Source organism: Corynebacterium oculi (genome assembly GCF_001412105.1).
Classification (GTDB): Bacteria; Actinomycetota; Actinomycetes; order Mycobacteriales; family Mycobacteriaceae; genus Corynebacterium; species Corynebacterium oculi.
In genome coordinates this window covers 204338-225068 of sequence record NZ_LKST01000001.1, presented here as the reverse complement: position 1 = coordinate 225068, position 20731 = coordinate 204338, and the positions used below count along the sequence as shown (strand labels likewise).

Here is a 20731-nt window from a genome sequence, read left to right as displayed (position 1 = left end):
ATGCCTACCGCGCCCTCCACCGTGACGATCCACACCCCCGAAGGCCGCTTCCGCGGGGTGGCCCACCGCACGCACACCGAATTCAGCTCCATCGATTTCTGTACCATTCCCGGCCCCTTCCAGGACTCTCGCCCCAGGCGCGGCACACCCGAGGAGCTTATCGACGCCACCGTGCCCCACCCGGAGCGCACAGCCCTAAGCATCACCGCGCCGCCGGGCGCCACCTTTGGCGATGACCTCCCCGTCATCGTCTATATCCACGGCGGTTCTTATGATTCCGGCACCCACGAGGAACAGGATTCCAAGGGCACAGCCATGGCCCAGGCCGGGATCATCGTGGTGCGCTTGGGCTACCGCACCGGTCTCCCCGGCTTTGCCCAATTCAGCGACGATGAATCCCACCACTACCGTGGGGTGGCCGACTGCCAATGGGGCCTGGAATGGGTACAGCGCTGCATCGAATACTTCGGCGGAGACCCCACCAATATCACCCTGGTAGGGCAGTCCGCGGGAGCGGGCATCGCCCTCTGGCTTACCCGGCGCGACCACTACCAAGGCGCTTTCCGACGCCTCGTCGCCATGTCCCCGGCCTACCCCCGCACTCCCTTCCATCAGCGCAAGGGCTCACTGCGCCGCCTGCTTTTCACCCCCATTACCCGCAGACACCTCACCGAACTCCATGAGAAGAACCCAGCCGCTCTGCGTCGCGGTTACCGCCGCCTGCGCACTCGGTTCTTCCACGATCTCGTGCTTGGCCCCGGCCCTTTCGCGGCCAACGAGCTGGTCAATATCCCCATATTGGTGACCTGCACCAGGGAGGAATGCTTCGACTTCGTTCCCATTGCCAAACGCCTCGACCGGCGCGGGCGCGGCGGGATAGCAGTGCGCGTCATGGCAAAAACGATGGGGCTAGAAATACCCGCCTCCTCCTACCTAAAATCCGCCCGGGCGATCTATCCCCACCGCGAAATGTCCCAACTCATCAGCGACTCCGCCATCCGACGCTGGGTATCCGACACCACCGAAAACGCGCCCGCACAGTGCTGGGTGCTGCAATACGAGGGCGAAGAAGAACAGCCCATGCTGCATTGCGACGACCTACGCCTCGTATTCCGCCCCGATCCCTCACGACGCACCATTCACAGGATCATGGTGGACTTTGCGCGCGGCACCATGCCTCCGTGGCCGCGCTATCAACGCACCGACGGACGCAAAGTAGAGATCTACGACGCCCCCACGGGCCGCCTCCACACCGCGACCGACCCCCTCAAACCCGTGCGCCTTGCCTTTACCCACCACATTCCATGGAAATCGGCAGGTGCACGATAAACATATCCCCCATTAATGCACCCCGAGTAACTCCGCTTGTAGAGCCGAGTGGCTAAGCTGCTCCACCAACCACGGAGAAAACACCACCGGAGCCGCCTCCACCGCGCGCACCACAGCGGAGGGCTTCAACCATTCCCAGGAATCTACCTCTTCCGCGGAGGGATGAACCTCGGCTCCCGCGACAAGCCGCACCACAAACACCGGACATATCTCATTTTCCACCACCCCGGAAGAATCACACGCCCGATAGCGGAAATCTGGAAGCACCTCACTTATCTGGGCAATCTCCGCAGCAGGAACCCCCAGTTCTTGCGACAAACGACGCCGCAGCGCATCCTCCGTGGACTCCCCGGGAGCGGGGTGACCGCAAAAACTATTCGTCCACACCCCCGGCCACGTCTTTTTCACCAATGCCCTGCGGGTGAGCAACACCCTCCCCGCAGAATCCACGAGGTAAGCCGAAAAAGCCAAGTGCAGCGGAGTGTCCTCCGTATGCACGCCTTCCTTCAGGGCCGTTCCCGTGGGGTTGCCCGCCTCATCGCTCAAAACCACCAGTTCCTGGTCCGCAGCACTACCCGTGGAAATCATGCGCTCACCCTACCCGGCGTCAAGCGCGCTTACCTAACCTCGCGCCCAGTGCCCAATTACCCCCGGAACCACGGCAGGACGCTCCCGCAACAAGGCACGCAGGTTCTCATTCTGCTCCACCGAGGACGTAATGGTCTTAATCTTCTTGCTGCGTGTCCCCTGCCCCGCGCTGTTATTCGCGGCTCCAGCCATAGGCCCCAGCAAGGTCTGTGACCGTACCGTCTGACTTCCCCCTGCGGGCACAGCTCCCGATCCAATCCGTACCCCCATCGCACTCGCAGCGCTATTGACAACACCACTAGACCCCATGCCCGCAGCCAACCCGGTGGGTACTACGCCACTAGTTTGCTGCGCACCAAAACCCCCAGAACCCGCGTTTCCCAATGCTCCCGAGGAAGTAACCCCACCGAGAGAAGGTCCCATTCCGCTACCGGGCCCCGCCATGAAACCACCACCCGACCATGATGACGCCGTAGTAGTGACATCATCGGGGCTAAGAACCGTAGAGGAATCACGCTGCACTCCACCTGACCTCACCGCAGAAGATTCACCAGCACGAGCCATCCCCGCCGAACCCATTGGGCCTAGTCCGGGGTTCCCCATCATCACGGGCGAAGCACCCACTGCGTTACCCCCCAGCGGAAGAAACAGATGCTGCGGTATTCGCTGGATTGGCCGAAACGACGCCACCGGGGGTAGCGGTGACCGGGGACATAGCAGCCTCAGCAGTAGTTGCCGCCCCTACTGTGCCAACCGCCTCCGCTCCGATCTCTTCCACCACCGGGGTACGCGCAAGAACTTCTGCAAAGGTCTCTTTACCTCCCTCTCCCACACGCTGCGCGGCTTGAATGATCCTGCGCAATTCCCTTTCCCCCTCGGGACGCAGACCCATAGCATTATGCTTATGGCCTTTACCTGCGGTAGATCCCATTCCCGTAGGAATGAGGCTACCAAGAGGCAAAGTGAATGCCGGATCAGTAAGAGACCTCACCACAGGAACCCCTGGCAACAACATAGGCGTGTAAGCAGCTGGAAAGGCTTGAAGGAAAGCAGCCTCCGCCGCCTGCCTCTCCCGCGGCTCCGGTATCGCGTTCAAGGCACTTTGCATAGCAGACACCAATTGTGCGCCCTGCTGCTGCGCAGGTCCAAGATTCATAGTGCTGCTCACCATCAACGCCGCATTACGAGCAAAAGCCTTTCCAGTTTCTGCAACCTCGATCACCTGCTTAATAGCAGAATCGATCACATCGCCATAATTATGCACGCGCAAATCAGCAGCCACAGCAACCAACCCCGCAGCAACAGACCCAATACCAGCCGCCATCTTCCCCCACAGCGCTGCCGCGTGATGAGCCTGCCCAACCTGCGTAGCACCAAACGCGGCGGCCAATTGATGAATCGATCCCGACGGCCCCACCACCGGAGGAGGAAATACGAACGGCTCATACCGAGGCACGGGCCCCAGTGGGAAAACAACACCACTCACACTTCCCGAGCTTCCCTCATCGGCACGATCCAGGCTACGAGCAAAGGCCTCATTCTGTTCAGCAAGGGCCTGAACACTGGCCCGAAGTGCATTTTTCAACCACTCTACCTGCTCCGCATAAGATTCCAACACGCTCCGAGCCGAACCAGGCCCACCCATGAGGACCACCCCATGATGGTTACCCAATTGATCCAGGCCAGATACCGCGGAGAAACTGCCGTTGATGGTTGCACGGAGAGGGAGGGAAACAACAGATCTTACCGTACGAGAAATGGCCGATAACTTCACTACAGACTGAGAAATATTACCCAAACTTAGACTAATACCATTCATGCCTCAAATCCTTTCAAGGATATTTTTATGTATGCGCAATGCATATTCACATAAGTCTCCCCCTGCCCCACTCTCAATGAAGTAAACATCAATACCCCACCTTCCCCTACTCGTCCTCATAGAAGTAGCACACGATTCATCTGAAGAATTTATATCCTGCACTAGAGATATTCCATTAGTATCCACATCCCGCTTTTTCCGTATCATTGCCTCACCATAATCACCCTCCTGAACAAGATCAGAAAATAATGTCGCCTATATATCCGAAGTTCCCCCTTCAAGAGAAGAAACAACGAAAAAACACGTAGAATAATACCCTTCATCAAAAGTAAACTTCCCGCTCATCTCCCCCAACCCCGCTTCCACAAACACATCCGCCGGTATCTCCGTGCACGGGTCGAAGAATCGGAAGTTGGGGTCATTCACGTCCCATTCCCCCACTTCAAAAGGCAGGCCTTCTCTGGCCACCGGCGCAGTCGAGACCTCCGAATCCTCCGCCTTCTGGACGGGCACGGCGGAGGAAGTACCCGCCCCGTCGTCGATACCCCTCGCAGCGTCCTGTTTGCCAGAACTTGAACATGCAGCCAGTCCCCCGCCCCCAAGGACGAGCAGACACAACAGAGCACACAGGCGGGGTAAGGCAAGCTTTCTCATCACGGGAACCTCCATCGCGGTCAAGGATCAGCAACCCCCGTGGACGCCACACCCCTTGTGGCGCCCACGTTTTACTTAGACTTCACCACGCGGGGTCCGGTTCCCGTCGATATTTTTTCATACCCAAAAGAAAATGGGGATCGCCACCCCAGCGATCCCCGCTCCAAGCCGTGACCAGTCTTTGACCAGCCACATACGCTGCGCTGGCCCGGTCTACTCCTACGCTCCTTCTATAGGCTCCCCTCGAACTTCACGTTGCCGATCTCAAATTCCGCGTTGTAGAGGTTTCCTGGTGCCACGTCAAAGGCGTAGCGCAGGTTGGTGGTGGCGTGCGGCCCGAGGGGCCGGTCAAGGCCGTCTTGGTGGGCCACCCCGGAGGCCTCGGCATCGAGGCGATCGACGGTGGTGCCGCCGTTGATGGTGAGGATGGGGTCACCGATGGCGTCTTGGGGGATGGCCACGTCATTGAGGTTGGTCACCTCTACGGTGATGATGGAGCCGCCGGCGTTGCCGCTTACCGTGCCTTGCATGTGCCAGCGCACGTTGAGCCCGGTGTCTACCACGGGTTCCCATTTGCTTTCCGCGACGATGGTGTCCACGTCTTGGGGTTGGTAGGCGGGGGTCTCGGAGGTGGTGACCTCGATGGAGCCCTCGGGGTCTCCCACCTGCCCCTCATTGTTGTGGGAGCAGGCCGTAAGTGCGAGGGCGCAGCTCAGCGCCATTCCTCCGAGGGCGATGGTTTGGTTCTTGTTCACTTCGGCCCTTACGCCTTCCTGATGTTCCTGCCGGTGCGGTGTCCCATTGTAACCAGGCGATTGTACCCAGGTATCGGGCGCCTGCGGCAAGTGAATGGCATAATGGTCGCCCTGGTGCGTCCCCACACCCGTTCCCGTTATTCCCTGAACTCTCTCCGGAGGCTTTTGCGTGCAGTCTTTGTCCCGTATCCTGCGCAGCACCTCGGCTTTATGGCCGTATTATCTGGGCATTATTATCACCGCTGTTATTCATGCGGCTTTGTCCTTGGTGTTTCCGTTCATCTTGAAGCACGCCACGGATACCATCGTGGCGGCGGTCAATGGGGAGGGCGCAACGCCCAGCGTGGTGCATACGATCTTGTGGTTGGCGCTGGCGCTGTTTTTGGCGGAGCTGGGTTATACGTTGATGAGTAATATCGGTGGCTATATCGGTGACGTGATGGCGTCGCGGATGCGGCAGATCCTGTCCACCAGGTATTTTTCCAAGCTTCTGGCCATGCCGCAGAGTTATTTTGATGCGCAGGCCACCGGGGCAATCATCGCGCGGTTGGATCGCTCCATCTCTTCCATCACGCAGTTTTTACAGTCCTTTTCCAATAACTTTTTCCCCATGCTGGTCACGGTGGGTGCCGTTTTGACTATCTGCGGATGGTATTACTGGCCCCTGGCTATCTTGCTCGCCTCGCTCTTTCCTATTTATATGTGGCTCACGGCGTTGACGAGCGCCCGGTGGCAGCGCATCGAGGGCGCCAAGAATGAGCATGTGGATCAGGCCGGGGGCCGGTTTGCAGAGGTGATTGGTCAGGTGAAGGTGGCTAAGTCGTTTGTCTCGGAGCCGCGCGAGTTGGATTCTTTCGCCCGACATTATGGCAGCACCATCGCGCTGACCCGTTCTCAATCGCGGTTCTGGCATTCGATGGATACGCTGCGTGGGGCCGCGATGAACGCTATTTTCTTGGCCATTTACCTGCTGATTTTTTATCGCACCCTGCACGGCATGTTTTCCCTGGGTGACATGGTGATGCTGATTCAGTTGGTGAATATGGCACGTCAGCCGGTATTCATGATGAGTTGGATCGTGGACACCGCCCAGCGCGCTATCGCCGGGTCTCGGGATTACTTTGCCGTGATGGAACATGCCCCCGAGGCCACCGCCAATAAGGAGATCGTGGCCGCCACCGCCGCCAACGATGTTCCGCAGCTGGATCTCACCCCGGCTCGTGCTTTGACGCCCATCAAGGGCCGTCCCATGATCGAGTTCCGGGACGTGTCCTTTGCCTATGAGGAGAATAAGCCGGTTCTTGATTCCATGTCCTTTTCCCTGGCTCCCGGCGAGCGCGTGGCTTTGGTGGGGGAGTCCGGGGGCGGGAAATCTACCATCGTGAATCTTCTTTTGGGGCTGTACCGCCCTACTCGGGGCACGCTGTCCGTGGGTGGGCATGATGTCTCGGAGATCAGCGGTGAGGCGCTGAGGGCGTCGGTAGGCGTGGTGTTTCAGGAGCCGAATCTCTTTTCCGGCACGGTGCGGGAGAATATCGCCTATGCCCGCCCCCAGGCCAGCCCGGAGGAGATTGAGGCGGTGGCGCGGCGCGCCAATGCCCACGGCTTCATCATGGATTTTCCCGATGGGTATGACACCGTGATTGGCGAGCGCGGGCTGCGGCTTTCCGGCGGCCAGAAGCAACGCATCGCGGTGGCGCGCGCGATGCTCAAGGACGCCCCGATCCTGGTGCTGGATGAGGCCACCTCGGCGCTAGACACCAAGGCGGAGCGCGCGGTGCAGGCGGGCCTGGATGAGCTCATGGCGGGGCGCACCACCTTGATGATTGCGCATCGGCTTTCCACCATCGCGGAGGTGGATACCATCATCACCATCGAGCGGGGACGCATTGATGAGGTGGGGCCGCCGGCGCGGTTGGCGGTCTCGGGAGGCATTTATAGTCAGCTTTTGGCGCTGACGTCTTCTGACTCGGAGGCTAACCGTAAGCGCTTGGCGCGCTTTGGATTCCGGGAGCACGCCGAGGCACACCACCATAAAGGAGAGGAAGAATAGGCTAGACCACTTGGTCTAGTAAAACCTTTGGGGACGCACTACCCTGAGCACCATGCACGTACCCGATCTTGATACCCTCCGGGCCCGCCGCACCCGCAAGTGGACGGCCTACCCCGATGATGTTCTTCCCGCGTGGATCGCGGAGTCGGACTTTAGCACCTGCGCGGCCGTGAAGGAGGCCATCGTGCGGCGCGTGGAGGCGGAGTCCTTTGGCTATACCCCGGCTTCATCGGGTCTGCCCGCGGCCCTGGCGGATTTTTCCCAGCGCCGCTACGGCTGGCGTCCGGAGCCGGAATCCATCGTGGAGGTGGCGGACGTGGTGCGCGGGCTTACCCTGGCCGTGCAGTTTCTCACCCGCCCGGATTCCCCGGTGGTGGTGCCGGTGCCCGCGTATCCTCCGTTCTTGGATATTCCGAATGCCGCCGGGCGCGAGCGGATTGACGTCGGGGCGCAGGGCGGGCTGGATCTCGATCAGATCGAGGAGGCCTTTGCCCGGGGCGCGGGCTCGATCCTGCTGTGTTCTCCTTATAACCCCCTGGGGTACACGCTGAGCGAGGAGTTCCTGCGCAGCCTCGTCGCCGTGGCGCAGCGCCACGGCGCCCGGGTGCTGGTGGATGAGATCCACGCACCGATGGTGCTTGACGGCCGCCACACCGCCGCCGCGGGCCTGTCCGACGAGGCCGCGCACGTGTGCGTGACCGTCACCGCCACCTCGAAGGCGTGGAATATCGCCGGCTTGAAGTGCGCCCAGATGATCCTGAGCAACCCCGATGATCTGCGCGCCTGGCGTGGATTAAACCCGGTGGTCAAGGACGGCGTGGGTACCTTGGGGGTGTTCGCCGCCGAGGCCTGTTACCGCCACGGTGAGGAATTTCTGGATCGGCAGGTGGCTCTTCTGCGCGATCACCGCGATTGGTTGGTGCGGGAACTCCCCCGGCGCGTGCCGGGCCTGCGCGTCTCACGCCCCCAGGCCACCTACCTCCTGTGGCTGGATTTCTGCGATACCGCGCTGGGGCGAATCACGGACGATCCGGCGGGCCACCTGCTGCGTCACGGCAGGGTGGCTCTCAACGATGGCCGCCACTTCGGCCCCGGTGGTCAGGGGCATGCCCGGCTGAACTTTGCCACCTCACGGGAAAACTTGGAGGAAATTGTGCACCGGATTGTATTGGGAACACAGCAACACGGGTAGTGTGTTCTCTATTCTTGTTCCCTGCTTAAGGCACAGGTGACCTCATGACTAGAGATCAATCCTCCCCGATGACCCTCATCGTGACGGCTTTCATGCTGTTTTCGATGTTCTTTGGGGCAGGCAACCTCATCTTCCCGGCGATGCTGGGAGTGGAAGCCGGCACGAGTTTTACCCCCGCTATCCTCGGCTTCCTGGCCACCAGCGTGGTGCTGCCCGTGCTGGCCATCATCGCCATCGCCATTTCCGGGCGCAACGTCCGCGATCTAGGCAATCGCGGCGGCGTCGTTTTTGGTTTGGTTTTTTCTATTTTGGCCTACCTTTCCATCGGCGCCTTCTATGCGCTGCCCCGAACGGGCGCGGTGAGTTATTCCACCGCCATTCAGCCGCTCACCGGGTGGGACTCCCTGGCCTCCTCCGCGATCTTCAACGCCATCTTCTTTGGCATCGCCCTGGCGCTGGCTTATAAGCCCGGCAAGATCGTGGATAACCTGGGGAAGTACCTCACGCCCCTGCTCCTGATCCTGTTGGTGGTGCTGGTGGCGCTCTCCCTGGCCTCCTTCCACGGGGAGGAGCTGGCCCCGGCGGAAAAGTACGCCTCCTCCCCCGCCACCACGGGCCTGCTGGAGGGGTACCTCACGATGGATTCCATCGCCGCCCTGGCCTTTGGCATCGTGGTCATTTCCGCGCTGCGCTACAAGGGCGTGGGCGAGGGCTCTCCCCTGGTGCGCGGCACCATCATCGCCGGGCTCGGCGCGGGCGGGCTCCTCGGCGCCATCTACATCGGGCTGGGCCTGATCGGGCATAACATTCCCGATCCCGCCTCCTACGAGGACGGCGCGGGGCTGCTTTCCGACGCCGCTCGCCTGACCATGGGCACGCCCGGCCAGGTGCTCTTCGGGGCCATCGTCCTGCTCGCCTGCATGACCACGGCCGTGGGGCTCATCGCCGCCACCAGCGAGTTCTTCGAGCTTCTCCTGCCGGGGATCAGTTACCGCATGTGGGCGATCATCTTCTCCCTGATGTCCTTCGGCATGGCCACGATGGGCCTGGACACCGTGCTCAGCGTCGCGGCACCCATCATCACGTTCATCTATCCTCCGGCCATCACCTTGATTCTGCTCACCCTCGTCGAGCCGCTGGTGCGCCGCCGCGTCCACCTGGTACGCACCTTCCTCATCGCCATCTGGGTCTCCGTGGTGTGGTCGGCACTGACCACCCTGGCCGATCTCGGACTCACCGCGCTCTCCCCGCTGGTGGACTGGGCTCCGCTGTCCGCTCAGAGCCTGGGTTGGGTGCTTCCCACCCTGGCGGGCGCGCTCATCGGTGTGCTTATCGACGTCGCTAAGCCCCGGCGCGCCACCTGGCTGGAGGAAGCGGAATAGATGCGCCGCGCGCGGGCGTTGTAGGAAACAAGCACGACCCGAAAGAAAGTTTCCTATGGCACCCGCTATTCCCCTTTCCCTGATTGATTTTTGCACCGTGCACGAGGGGGAGCGCCCCGGCGCTTCCATGGCACGCTCGGTGGAGTTGGCGCAAAAGGCCGAGTCCCTGGGGTTTCACCGCATGTGGTACGCCGAGCACCACAACATGCCGGGTATTTCCTCCTCCGCCCCGGCGGTTCTGATCTCCCATGTGGGCGCGCATACCAGCACCATTAGGCTGGGGGCGGGCGGGGTCATGCTGCCCAATCACTCGCCCTACGTGGTGGCGGAGCAATTCGGCATGTTGGCCGAGCTCTACCCCGGCCGCATCGACCTCGGCCTGGGACGCGCCCCCGGCACCGATATGAACACGCTGGGCCGGGCCCTGCGCCGCGACGCCCACGCCGCGGAGAACTTCCCCCAAGATGTGATGGAACTCGCCGGATACCTCTCCGAGGAATCCCCCATTCCCGGTGTGCAGGCCGTACCCGGTCGGGGCACGCACGTTCCCCTCTATATCCTGGGTTCCTCCATGTTCGGCGCCTCCCTGGCCGCCAAACTCGGCCTCCCTTACACCTTTGCCTCCCACTTCGCACCCACGCACCTGGCGCAGGCCACCGCGTACTACCGGGAAAACTTCCAGCCCTCCGAGGACCTTAGCGAGCCCTACGTCATCGCGGCGGTCAACGTCATCGCCTCCGATACCCACGAGGACGCGCAGCGCCAGAACAAGCTGGTGATCCGCGAGCGCGTGCGCGCCCTGGCCACGCGCGGCAACCGAAGCATCAGCGATGCCAACCTGGATCAGCTGGTGGCCTCCCCCTCCGGGCAGCAGATCGCGGGAATGCTGCACTACAGCGCCATCGGCACCGAGGCTAAGGTGCGTGATTACCTCTTGGACTTCGCGCGCCTGGCCCAGGCCGATGAGCTCATGATCTCCATCCTCGCCCCCACGGGGGAGGAGAATCACCGCTCGATGGAGATTCTTGCCCGGGGTTGGGGGCTAAGCGCCCCCAGGTAACCCCGCGGGTCATCAGCGCTCCTCCCACTCCCGCGCGCTCTGCGGGCGGGAGTGCTCGATCACCTTCACCCTCGGCTCCTCCCCTCCCGGATCGTCGGTCATCTCCCCCTTCACCCCAAGATCGCCGCCGATGACCACGTTGCCCGGCAGCACGATGTTGCCCTCCTCGTCGTGCTCCAGCACCGGGGCGGGCAGCGCGTTCCCCTCCTCGTCATAGCCGGGGGCCGGGCGGTTCTCGTGCTCCTCCAGTTTCTCCGCGCTATCGGTGCGCTCCCACCGGCGGGTGCGCACCAACCTGGTGGCGGCGGCGTCATCGCTCATTCCCTTGAGCAGCGAATACATCATCACGAACTGCATGAGGAAGAAGGGGAAGGCCACGATGATGACCACCTCCTGCAAGGAGGCGATGCCCGTCTCCGGGGAGATCAGCAGCAGCGCCGTGCACACCGCGCCGATCATCACCGCCCAGAGCACTCGATACCAGGTGGGGGTCTTTTCTTCCTCGCCCGTGGCAAACATGTCATTGACCAGGGCCGCGGAATCAATCGAGGTGATAAAGAAGATCACGATAATCACCAGCGCGAAGGCGGAGACGATCCCCGCCAGCGGGTACTGCGCCAGGAAGTTAAAGAGCGCGGCGGGCACGTCCCCCTCCTCCACCGCCGGGACGGTAAGGTACCCGGGATCGTTGAGTTCCATTTCCATTCCAGCGCGGCCAAAGATGCTAAACCAGATCACCACAAAGATCGTGGGCAGGGCCAGCACCCCCGCGATGTATTCACGCACCGTGCGACCCCGGGAAATACGCGCCACAAACATGCCCACGTACGGCGACCAGCAAATAGTCCAGGCCCAATAAAACACCGTCCACTTTCCCTGCCAGCCGGGATTGCTCTGATAGGAGTCCGCCCAGAACATGATGTCCGGCAGCCACGCGGCATAGATGCCGAAGGCCTCCACCGTGTGCCGCAGGAGCGTCAGCGTGGGGCCGGTAAAAAGAATAAAGGCCATGAGCGCCACCGCCACGCCGATATTGATATTGGAGAGCAGCTTGATCCCCTTATCCAGGCCCGAGGCCACCGAAAGACACGCCACGGCGGTAATCACCACAATGATGAGCAACTGCACGCAGCTGATAATCGGGGTGCCCCACAGGGCATTCATCCCCGCATTGATCTGCAACACCCCCAGCCCCACGGAAACAGCGATGCCAAAGGTGGTACCCACGATGGCCAGAACGTCAATCAGTTTGCCCGGGGTGGAATAAATCCGCCCGCCCAACACCGGGGCGAACACCGAGGACAAGCGGGGCGGGAGTTTGCGCTTATAAATGAAGTACCCCAGCGCCAGGCCCGGCAGCGCCATAATCACCCACATATGAATGCCAAAGTGATAAAAGGTAAAGGCAAAAGCCTCGGTGATGGCCCCCTGGGACATGCTCGCATGATCCGCCATCGGCACGTGATAGGCGTGGTTGATGGGCTCGGCCACGCCCCAGAACATCAAGACCGCGCCCACGCCGCCGGCAAAGAGCATGCAGAACCAGGCCACCAGGCTGTGCTCCGGCTCCTCGTCATCGTCGCCTAGCCGCACTCGCCCATAGCGGGAGGCGAAGATACCCAGCAGGAAGATGAGCATCAGGGAGACCCCGCCGATGTACATCCAGCCGAGGTTTTCCAGCAGCCACCCGGCCGTGTGGGAAAAGGCATCCCGGGCCGTGGAGCCCAGCGCGATGGTCACCAGGACGAAGGAAATGATGATCCCCGCCGAGGCCAGAAAGATCACCGGGTCCGATTGCAGTCGCGGAAGCCTCCGCCCGCTCCGTCCGGGCGTTGCGGGAGTGTGCTGAGGGTGGGAAGGCGGTGCCACGGGAAGAACCTCTTTTGCTGTGAATAGCGGAAAACTTCCACTCAGGCTACCCACCCGTGACGCTTTGCGCAGGCATAAGGGCCTTCAGCCCGGCTTTCCCGGCTCCCCCGGCAGCCGGTGTGACGCGCCGGTTACTGGATCACAAACTCCCCGTTGGAGTCCTTCACGATCACGTCGCCGCCGCGCGCCACCTGCCCGTTGGGCAGCTCCAGCGGGCGGTAATCCTTGGTCTCGCCGTCGGGAGCCACGAAGTCCTCCCCGGCAAACCACTTCTGGAAGGCCTCGGCCGCCGTGCCGGAGCCGGAGTAGCGGTGAGCCTCACCCTCGATGGTCTCAGTGGCCTCGGGGGCTTCTGCGGGGGCCTCCTGCTGCACCACGATCGGCTCCGGGAGGATGGGCTCTTGGTACACGGGCGCGCCCGTGGTGGCGGCGGAAAGCAGCAGGGTGCTCAGCAGCATGGGAATCTCCTTGGTATGAGGGAAGCGGTAAGGGGATTTTAGCAAGGTACGGCATCGGCGTCACCTGCCCGGCAATGCCCCGCAGACCGTCGTCTCCTACCCCCATTGCACCCCCGCTCCCCCACCCCTCTCTGTTACTCTGCTCCCCATGTTTTCGCGGTATCCGGCGCGGCCCCTCGTGGCCCTGTTTCTCGCCTGCTTGCCCCTGGTGGCGTCGGGATGCAGCGCGGGCTCGACCGCGCTCAGCGCAGCCCCGCATCGCGGGGACGCCGGAAGCACCGTGGTGCTCGCCGCCAACGCCGCCCCGGCCTCCCTGGACTTCACCACCACCTCGGGCGCGGCGATCCCCCAGGCGCTCATGGGCAACGTGTATGAGACGCTGGTGACCGTTGATTCCTCAGGGCAGATCCAGCCCGGCCTAGCCCGGGATTGGGAGGTCTCCCCCGCAGGCACCGCCTATACATTCCATCTGCGTCCCGGCGTGCGCTTTAGCAACGGCGATGCTTTCACCGCGCACACCGCCAAGTTTTCCCTTGATCGCGTGCTCAGCCCGGCCTGGACGAACGGCCTGAAAGCACAGATGAGCCCGGTATCGGCCACCTCCGTCCTTGATGACCTCACCCTGCGGGTAGATCTACACCACCCCTCGACTACCTGGCTGTGGAGCATGGGCACCCTGGTGGGAGCCATGATGAGTCCGCAGGGCGTGGACCGCCTGGCCACCGACCCCGTGGGCACCGGCCCCTACGCGGTGGAAGACTGGGCGGTGGGCAGCGCCCTGCGGTTGCGCGCGCGGGCGGATTACTGGGGCGAGGCACCGGCCAATACCACGGCGGAGATCAGGTATTTTTCCGACGCCATCTCCGCCACCAACGCCCTGGAATCGGGTGACGTGGACGTGCTGTGGGGGCTGCAAAACCCGGAGCTTCTCGATCCGCTCCGGGCGCGCGGTCGGTGGAACGTGGACGTGGGTACCACCAACGGCGAGGTGCTGCTCAGCATGAACAATCGCCGCGCCCCCTTCGACCGGGTGGAGGTGCGCCAAGCCGTGATGCACGCGATTGACCGCCAGGCGGTGATAAACACAGTGTGGGACGGCTACGGCACGGATACCGGCGGCGCTCCCGTGCCGCCCACGGACCCCTGGTACACGCCCTCACAGCGCTACCCCTTCGACCCCGAGCGCGCCCGGAACCTGCTGCACGCGGCCGGTTTTACTACCGACGGCCGCGATCCCCGCCTCGCCGTGACCATCACCGTCCCGGCCCTGCCCTACGCGCAGAGCACCTCGGAATTGCTCTACTCCCAACTGCGCGACGTAGGCTTTCAGGTCACCCTGGAATCGGCGGAGTTCCCGGCCGTGTGGTTATCCCAAGTACTCAAGGGCCACGATTACGATATGTCCCTGATCGCGCACGTGGAGCCCCGCGATATTCCCACGCTCTTTGGCAACCCGGATTACTACCTGGGCTTCGATTCCCCACACACCAGGGAATTGCTCCGCGCCGCAGAGACCGGCGGCACTGACCCCGAGGAAAGTACGCGCCTCATGGCTCAGGCCGTGGATGCCCTCATGGAGGAGGCCGCCGCGGATACCCTCATGAACTTTCCCAATATCGTGGTCTCGCACCCCGCCATCAGCGGGATTGATCCCACCGTGGTGGTGGATTCCCTGCCGCTTTCACGTCTGTCCAAGGAGGCCCACTAATGTGGCGCATCGTAGGCACATACGTTCTGCGTTTTCTCCTCTTACTCTTGCTGGGCAGCCTGGGTATCTTTGCGCTGCTGCGCATCATGCCGGGCAACCCCGCCGAGGTGGCCCTGGGGGTCACCGCCACGGAGGAAAACGCGGCGGAGCTCTCCGCGCAGTGGGGCACGGATCGACCCCTGCACCAGCAGTACCTTGACTGGGTGGGCAGCATGGTGCGGGGAGACTTCGGGGCGTCGTTAAGCAGCGGCCAGGAGATCGCCCCCCTGCTGGTGGACCGCGGGGCCGTGTCCCTCATTTTGTGCCTCAGCGCCCTGGTGCTTTCCCTGTGCCTCGCGGTTCCCCTGGGCATGGCCGCTACCCGCAAAAAAGCCGGTGCCGTTATCTCCGGGCTGAGCCAGGTGGGCATCGCCGTACCCAGTTTCCTCGCCGCCATCGTGCTCGTCTCCGTATTTTCCCTGCGGCTGGGGTGGTTTCCCGCCAATGGCTGGGTGCCACCGAGCGAGGGCGCGGGGGCGTTTCTCTCTCGGCTGGTTCTCCCGGTGCTTTCTCTGGCCGCCGTGCAGGCGGCGATCCTTACGCGGTACGTGCGCTCCGCGTTGCTAGAGGTACTCAGCCAGGACTTCATGCGCACCGCATATGCCACCGGGCAGGGGCGTATAGCCGCGCTGATGACGCACGGCCTGCGCAACGCCGCCATTCCCGTTCTCACCGTGACGGGTGTGCAGCTTACTTCCCTGGTGGTAGGGGCCGTGGTGATCGAAAAGGTGTTTGTGATTCCGGGTTTGGGTTCACTCCTGCTCGACGCAGTGAGCAACAGGGATCTGCTCATGGTGCAGGCCATAGTAATGGTGCTGGTGCTTTTTACCCTCACGATCAACCTCGCGGTGGACATCGCCACCACCCTGATCGATCCGCGCCTGCGCGCGCCCCACAGGCTGCGCGCAGGTTCTCCCGCTCGGGGTGCCGCAGCATGAACAATCGCCTTTCCTTTTCCGGCTGGGTGGGCCTCGGCCTGGTCTCCGCCGTGGTTCTTCTGGCCCTTGTTTCTGCCCTGTGGGTGCCCCACGATCCGCTCGCTGTTTCCCCGGAGCACCGCCTGGAGGGAACCTCGGCTCAGCACCTGATGGGCACCGACCGCTTTGGCCGCGATGTCCTCTCCCGCCTCATGGCCGGTGCCCAGATCACCCTGCTGGTGGGCCTGGTTTCCGTGGGGATTTCCGCGCTGATCGGGGTGCCGCTGGGCCTGTGGGCGGCCCTGCGCGGCGGCTTTGCGGAGACGGCCCTCATGCGTGGGGCCGATCTGCTCCTGGCCTTCCCCGCCCTCCTCATGGCTATCCTCACCGGGGCGGTCTTTGGCGCCTCCACGTGGTCGGCCATGATCGCCATCGGGATCGCCGGGATACCGGGTTTCCTCCGCGTGACCCGCGCCGACGCGCTTCGCGTGCTCAGCCAGGACTACGTGGCCGCCGCGCACTTGGCGGGGCGCAGCCGCCCGGCCATCGCCGTGATCCACGTGCTCCCCAACATCTCCGCCACCTTGATCGTGCAGGCCTCGGTATCCTTCGCCCTAGCCGTGCTCGCCGAGGCCGCGCTGAGTTTCCTCGGCCTCGGCACCCCGCCACCAGAGCCCTCGTGGGGCCGCATGCTCGGCGACGCCCAGGCATACCTCGCCACCGCACCTCACCTGGCCCTGTGGCCGGGGCTTGCCATCGCCGCCACCGTCTTAGGGTTTAATTTGCTTGGCGACGGCCTCCGCGACGCCTTCGACCCCCGCAGGAGGGCATAAATTGCTGCGCGTAGAAAACCTCAACATCGCTGCCGGTGACTCCCCCGGCCGCCCGGCCCTGGTGTCTGGTGTTTCCTTTGCCCTGCGGCCCGGCGAACGGGTGGGCCTCATCGGGGAATCCGGCTCCGGCAAAACGCTCACCGCCCTCGCCCTCATGGGCTTGTGTCCCCTGCGGGTGCGCGGCAGCATCACCCTCGGCACCACGGAACTCGTGGGCCTGCCGGAAAAACACCTGAGGCGGGTGCGGGGGCGTCGCATAGCCATGATCTTCCAGGAGCCCATGACCGCCCTTAATCCCCTCATGGTGGTGGGAAGGCAACTCACCAAAGCCATGCGGGGACGGCGCTCGGGCGAGGCACAAGAACACGCCGCCGCGCTCTTCCGGGACGTGGGCCTGGAACCGGAGCACCTGCGGGCATACCCGCACCAGCTCTCCGGCGGGCAACGCCAGCGCGTCCTCATCGCCATGGCGCTCGCGCAGGACCCGGAAGTGCTCCTCTGCGACGAGCCCACCACCGCCCTCGACGCCACCGTGCAACGCCAGATCATGAACCTGATCCAACGCATTACCGCGCAGCGCAACATCGCCGTGGTATTCATCAGCCACGATCTTTCCCTCGTGGCGGGCCTGTGCGACCGGCTGCTGGTGATGGAGGCCGGCCGCATCATCGAACGCGGCGAGACCCCCCGGGTGCTGAGCCAACCCGCCCAGCCACGCACCCGCGCGCTCATCTCCGCCACCGCGCTGAGCCCGCGCGCGGGGAGCGGCGATCCCGATACCGCTGCTCCTTCGACTGCCGCCCACGCGGTATCCGTCACCGAGGTTTCCCACACCTTTCGCTCCGCCGGGCGCGCCGTGCCCGCGCTGCGCAACATCAACCTGGAGATGCCTCGCGGCACCCGGTGGGGAATCGTGGGGGGCTCCGGTTCGGGTAAAACCACTCTGCTGAGAATGATCGCGGGATTAACCAGCCCCGATTCCGGTGAGATTCGGGTATCCGGGCGGACGCACATGGTGTTCCAGGATCCCTTCTCCTCCTTCAACCCGCGCATGCGGGTTGGCGCGGCGATCACGGAAGCACTCACCGACCTTCCCCGCGCGCAGCGCCAACGCCGAGCCGCAGAACTCATGGAACGGGTGGGCCTGAACCCCCAGGCTGCGCGACGTTTTCCCCACGAGTTTTCCGGCGGGCAGCGCCAACGCCTTTCCCTCGCCCGCGCGCTCTCCACCGACCCGGAGATCGTCCTGGCCGATGAGGCCGTTTCCGCGCTAGACGTGACCGTGCGCGCGGCGATCCTCGACCTTCTCGACCGCGCGATCACCCCGCAGCGCACCCTTGTCTTTGTCTCTCACGACCTCGGTGTGATCCGCCACCTGTGCACGCACGTGGCGGTCATGCGGAGCGGGGAAATCGTGGAACGCGGCCCCGTAGAGCGCGTGTGGGCGCACCCGGAACACTCCTATACTCAGGAACTCCTGGCCGCAGCAACCTCCCCCGTGGTGTGATAGTTCATAGCACAATCTGTTTTTTCCGGCACCACCACTGGGATAAAATGCGGAAAGAAGATTGTTTTCCTACAAGGAGCGCCGCTGAGCATCATGGCCAAGATTCCCCGCCAAATCCCCAATCCCACCGAGATCTTCGATCTACTCAAGTTCAAGACCCCGGACCTCAACCTGAAGCGCGCGCGACTCAGCAAGGCCCAGACCATCGATGATCTTCGCGCCATTGCCAAGCGCCGCACCCCCGCCGCCGCCTTCGACTACACCGACGGCGCCGCCGACGATGAAATCTCCATGAACCGCGCCCGCCAGGCTTTCAAGGACGTGGAGTTCCACCCCTCCATCCTCAAAGACGTCTCCCACCTGGACACCTCCTGCGAGATCTTCGGTGGCCCCTCCGCCCTGCCCTTCGGCATCGCCCCCACCGGCTTCACCCGCCTCATGCAGACCGAGGGAGAGGTGGCCGGTGCCAGCGCCGCCGGCCGCGCCGGCATCCCCTTCGCGCTCTCCACCCTGGGCACCACCTCCATCGAGGACGTGAAGAAGGCCAACCCGCACGGGCGCAACATGTTCCAGCTCTACGTCATGCGGGATCGCTCCATCTCCTACGGACTGGTGGAGCGCGCCGCTAAGGCGGGCTTTGACACCCTCTTCTTCACCGTGGACACCCCGGTGGCAGGTGCCCGCCTGCGCGACGCCCGCAACGGCTTCTCCATCCCACCGCAGATCTCCCTGGGCACCGTGCTCAATGCCATTCCGCGCCCCTGGTGGTGGTGGGACTTCCTCACCACCCCGCCGCTGGAGTTCGCCTCCCTGACCACCACGGGCGGCACCGTGGGTGAACTGCTCAACAACGCGATGGATCCCACCATCAAGTTCGATGACCTCAATGAGATCCGCTCCCTGTGGCCCGGCAAACTCGTGGTCAAGGGCGTGCAGAACCTTGAGGACTCCAAGAAACTTGCGGATCTGGGTGTAGACGGCATCATCTTGTCCAACCACGGCGGCCGCCAACTTGATCGCGCCCCCGTGCCCTTCCACCTCCTGCCCGAAGTGGTGCGCGAGGTGGGCAAAGACCTTGACGTGGCCATGGACACCGGCATCATGCACGGCGCGGACATCGTGGCCGCCCTTGCGATGGGTGCCAAGTTCACCTTCATAGGCCGCGCCTACCTCTACGGCCTCATGGCCGGTGGCGAGGCCGGCGTGGATCGCACCATCGAGATCCTGTCCGACCAGGTGCGCCGCACCATGCAACTGTTGCAGGTCTCCTCCGTGGAGGAGTTGGGACCGCAGCACGTCACCCAGCTCAACCGGCTGAACCCACGCCAGATCGACTTTGATGCTCGTGAGGATCGCGGCGGCTTCGTGTAAGCCCTGGGTTTCTTCGTAGTAACCGGCTGTACCCCCTGGGGTGCGGCCGGTTTTTCATGCCCGGGGCCGGGTGGATTCTGCCGGGTGGATCTAGGGGTGGGTCTGGTGGTGGCCTCACCCGTCACGCAGCGGTAGGAAAAGATACTTCCCTTGCGTTGAGATATGGCTGAGATTCACATGCGTCACACAGCGGCGAGGAATGATAACCGTGCCAGGCCACACCGGGCTAGGCTTGCGGTAGCACTCCCAGGGAAGGAAGACACATGCCCCACAAGGTCGTGGTGGTCGGCTCCATCAACGCAGACCTCACCGTTCACGTTCACCGCCATCCCCAGCCGGGCGAGACCCTGGCGGGTTCCGGCGGCACCATTTCCGCCGGCGGCAAGGGGGCCAACCAAGCAGTGGCTGCCGCGTTGCAGGGGGCGGACGTCGCCCTGGTAGGTGCGGTGGGGCGCGACGCTTACGCCGCCCCGGCCACCGAGCACCTGCGTTCCTCCGGGGTGGATCTCGGCGCCGTCAAGGAGGTGGACGGCCCCACCGGCCTGGCGGTGATTACCGTCTCCGAGGACGGGGAGAACACCATCATCGTGGTGCCGGGCGCTAACGCGGCGGTGGATAGCGCCCAGGTGAAACAGCAGGCCGCGCTGCTGCGCGAGGCCTCGGTGCTGCTGCTTCAGGGCGAGATTCCCGCCGGAAGCTTCGCGCAGGCGGTGGCGGAGGCCGGGCCACACACGCGGGTGCTTATCAACCTGGCCCCCGTGGTACCGGTGCCCCGGGAGGCGCTGCTGCGCGCCAAGCCCTTGATCGCTAATGAGCATGAGGCCGGGTTGATCCTCGATCAACTGGGCCAACCCCTCGATTCCACCGACCCCGCCGCCCTCACCCGGGCGCTACGCCAGGCGGGGTTTGAATCCGTGGTACTTACCCTGGGCAAGCGCGGGGCCCTCGTGGCGGAGGGTGAGGGGATCACGCCCATTCCCACGCCCGCCATCACCGCCGTGGACACCACCGGGGCGGGCGACGCCTTCGCAGGTGCCCTCGCCGCTCGCCTGTCCGCCGGCGATTCGCTTATCGACGCCGCCTGCCACGCCGCCCGCGTGGGGGCCTACGCCGCCACGGGGCACGGGGCGCAGGCCTCGTATCCGGGGTTGAAGGATCAGTTACCGGAGTGAGTAATTTCCCCAGTTCAGAAGTTCC

At 63.6% G+C, this 20731-nt stretch carries 18 protein-coding genes; 11 read left to right on the top strand and 7 right to left on the bottom strand.

Annotation, left to right across the window (positions count from 1 at the left end):
• A complete protein-coding gene (locus tag Cocul_RS01085; RefSeq protein ID WP_055121471.1) occupies positions 1–1329 on the top strand; it encodes a carboxylesterase family protein in 1329 nt (442 codons plus the stop codon).
• 12 nt (positions 1330–1341) lie between these two features.
• Here the strand turns inward: Cocul_RS01085 and idi are convergent, their stop codons facing one another.
• The 5 genes from idi to Cocul_RS01070 all read right to left on the bottom strand — a co-directional run bounded on the left by idi (position 1342) and on the right by Cocul_RS01070 (position 5145).
• Positions 1342–1917 (bottom strand): isopentenyl-diphosphate Delta-isomerase, encoded by a 576-nt coding sequence (gene idi, locus Cocul_RS01080; protein WP_055121470.1) that lies wholly within the window; start codon positions 1915–1917, stop codon positions 1342–1344.
• Positions 1918–1950: 33 nt separating this feature from the next.
• A complete protein-coding gene (locus Cocul_RS12435; RefSeq protein WP_160318476.1) occupies positions 1951–2109 on the bottom strand; it encodes a hypothetical protein in 159 nt (52 codons plus the stop codon).
• Positions 2110–2545: 436 nt separating this feature from the next.
• Positions 2546–3736 (bottom strand): hypothetical protein, encoded by a 1191-nt coding sequence (locus Cocul_RS12130; RefSeq protein ID WP_150114290.1) that lies wholly within the window; start codon positions 3734–3736, stop codon positions 2546–2548.
• A gap of 255 nt (positions 3737–3991) precedes the next feature.
• The gene (locus tag Cocul_RS01075) at positions 3992–4390 is read right to left on the bottom strand and encodes a DUF3558 domain-containing protein (protein WP_055121469.1); all 399 of its coding nucleotides are present in this window, start codon (positions 4388–4390) and stop codon (positions 3992–3994) included.
• A gap of 230 nt (positions 4391–4620) precedes the next feature.
• Positions 4621–5145, bottom strand: coding sequence for a hypothetical protein (locus tag Cocul_RS01070; RefSeq protein ID WP_150114288.1), 525 nt, complete (start codon positions 5143–5145; stop codon positions 4621–4623).
• Between the two features lie 169 nt (positions 5146–5314).
• On the opposite strand from Cocul_RS01070, the gene Cocul_RS01065 reads away from it, so the two are divergent.
• Genes Cocul_RS01065 through Cocul_RS01050 form a run of 4 tightly spaced genes read left to right on the top strand, consistent with a single transcriptional unit; the run spans position 5315 to position 10832 of the window.
• The gene (locus Cocul_RS01065; protein ID WP_055121468.1) at positions 5315–7198 is read left to right on the top strand and encodes an ABC transporter ATP-binding protein; all 1884 of its coding nucleotides are present in this window, start codon (positions 5315–5317) and stop codon (positions 7196–7198) included.
• A gap of 52 nt (positions 7199–7250) precedes the next feature.
• Positions 7251–8390 carry a MalY/PatB family protein gene (locus Cocul_RS01060; protein WP_055121467.1) on the top strand — a complete coding sequence of 380 codons (1140 nt, stop codon included), beginning with the start codon at positions 7251–7253 and terminating at the stop codon, positions 8388–8390.
• Between the two features lie 44 nt (positions 8391–8434).
• Complete coding sequence (gene brnQ / locus Cocul_RS01055) at positions 8435–9772, top strand: branched-chain amino acid transport system II carrier protein (RefSeq protein ID WP_245622061.1); 1338 nt, start codon at positions 8435–8437, stop codon at positions 9770–9772.
• Between the two features lie 55 nt (positions 9773–9827).
• Positions 9828–10832 carry an LLM class flavin-dependent oxidoreductase gene (locus tag Cocul_RS01050; RefSeq protein WP_055121465.1) on the top strand — a complete coding sequence of 335 codons (1005 nt, stop codon included), beginning with the start codon at positions 9828–9830 and terminating at the stop codon, positions 10830–10832.
• A gap of 12 nt (positions 10833–10844) precedes the next feature.
• On the opposite strand, the gene Cocul_RS01045 is transcribed toward Cocul_RS01050, so the two are convergent.
• Entirely contained in the window at positions 10845–12632 is a 1788-nt protein-coding gene (locus tag Cocul_RS01045; RefSeq protein WP_055121990.1) for a BCCT family transporter, read from the bottom strand.
• A gap of 200 nt (positions 12633–12832) precedes the next feature.
• Entirely contained in the window at positions 12833–13159 is a 327-nt protein-coding gene (locus Cocul_RS01040) for a hypothetical protein (protein WP_055121464.1), read from the bottom strand.
• A 148-nt stretch (positions 13160–13307) separates the two neighbouring features.
• On the opposite strand from Cocul_RS01040, the gene Cocul_RS01035 reads away from it, so the two are divergent.
• From Cocul_RS01035 to Cocul_RS01010, 6 genes are all read left to right on the top strand, one after another.
• Entirely contained in the window at positions 13308–14867 is a 1560-nt protein-coding gene (locus tag Cocul_RS01035; protein ID WP_055121463.1) for an ABC transporter substrate-binding protein, read from the top strand.
• A complete protein-coding gene (locus Cocul_RS01030) occupies positions 14867–15844 on the top strand; it encodes an ABC transporter permease (protein WP_055121462.1) in 978 nt (325 codons plus the stop codon). Before Cocul_RS01035 ends, Cocul_RS01030 begins: the two co-directional genes overlap by 1 nt.
• Complete coding sequence (locus tag Cocul_RS01025; RefSeq protein ID WP_055121461.1) at positions 15841–16656, top strand: ABC transporter permease; 816 nt, start codon at positions 15841–15843, stop codon at positions 16654–16656. Before Cocul_RS01030 ends, Cocul_RS01025 begins: the two co-directional genes overlap by 4 nt.
• A gap of 1 nt (position 16657) precedes the next feature.
• Positions 16658–18163, top strand: a complete 1506-nt coding sequence (locus tag Cocul_RS01020; protein ID WP_055121460.1) for an ATP-binding cassette domain-containing protein — start codon at positions 16658–16660, stop codon at positions 18161–18163.
• Between the two features lie 93 nt (positions 18164–18256).
• Entirely contained in the window at positions 18257–19534 is a 1278-nt protein-coding gene (locus Cocul_RS01015; RefSeq protein WP_055121459.1) for an alpha-hydroxy acid oxidase, read from the top strand.
• A 263-nt stretch (positions 19535–19797) separates the two neighbouring features.
• Positions 19798–20706, top strand: coding sequence for a ribokinase (locus tag Cocul_RS01010; RefSeq protein WP_055121458.1), 909 nt, complete (start codon positions 19798–19800; stop codon positions 20704–20706).
• The last annotated feature ends 25 nt before the right edge of the window (positions 20707–20731 follow it).

What these genes read in the sequence shown, in the direction of transcription:
- Cocul_RS01085 (WP_055121471.1), top strand. Translation starts at nt 1, where the DNA reads ATGCCTACCGCGCCCTCCACCGTGACGATCCACACCCCCGAAGGCCGC.
- idi (WP_055121470.1), bottom strand. Translation starts at nt 1,917, where the DNA reads ATGATTTCCACGGGTAGTGCTGCGGACCAGGAACTGGTGGTTTTGAGC.
- Cocul_RS12435 (WP_160318476.1), bottom strand. Translation starts at nt 2,109, where the DNA reads ATGGCTGGAGCCGCGAATAACAGCGCGGGGCAGGGGACACGCAGCAAG.
- Cocul_RS12130 (WP_150114290.1), bottom strand. Translation starts at nt 3,736, where the DNA reads ATGAATGGTATTAGTCTAAGTTTGGGTAATATTTCTCAGTCTGTAGTG.
- Cocul_RS01075 (WP_055121469.1), bottom strand. Translation starts at nt 4,390, where the DNA reads ATGAGAAAGCTTGCCTTACCCCGCCTGTGTGCTCTGTTGTGTCTGCTC.
- Cocul_RS01060 (WP_055121467.1), top strand. Translation starts at nt 7,251, where the DNA reads ATGCACGTACCCGATCTTGATACCCTCCGGGCCCGCCGCACCCGCAAG.
- brnQ (WP_245622061.1), top strand. Translation starts at nt 8,435, where the DNA reads ATGACTAGAGATCAATCCTCCCCGATGACCCTCATCGTGACGGCTTTC.
- Cocul_RS01050 (WP_055121465.1), top strand. Translation starts at nt 9,828, where the DNA reads ATGGCACCCGCTATTCCCCTTTCCCTGATTGATTTTTGCACCGTGCAC.
- Cocul_RS01040 (WP_055121464.1), bottom strand. Translation starts at nt 13,159, where the DNA reads ATGCTGCTGAGCACCCTGCTGCTTTCCGCCGCCACCACGGGCGCGCCC.
- Cocul_RS01035 (WP_055121463.1), top strand. Translation starts at nt 13,308, where the DNA reads ATGTTTTCGCGGTATCCGGCGCGGCCCCTCGTGGCCCTGTTTCTCGCC.
- Cocul_RS01030 (WP_055121462.1), top strand. Translation starts at nt 14,867, where the DNA reads ATGTGGCGCATCGTAGGCACATACGTTCTGCGTTTTCTCCTCTTACTC.
- Cocul_RS01025 (WP_055121461.1), top strand. Translation starts at nt 15,841, where the DNA reads ATGAACAATCGCCTTTCCTTTTCCGGCTGGGTGGGCCTCGGCCTGGTC.
- Cocul_RS01015 (WP_055121459.1), top strand. Translation starts at nt 18,257, where the DNA reads ATGGCCAAGATTCCCCGCCAAATCCCCAATCCCACCGAGATCTTCGAT.
- Cocul_RS01010 (WP_055121458.1), top strand. Translation starts at nt 19,798, where the DNA reads ATGCCCCACAAGGTCGTGGTGGTCGGCTCCATCAACGCAGACCTCACC.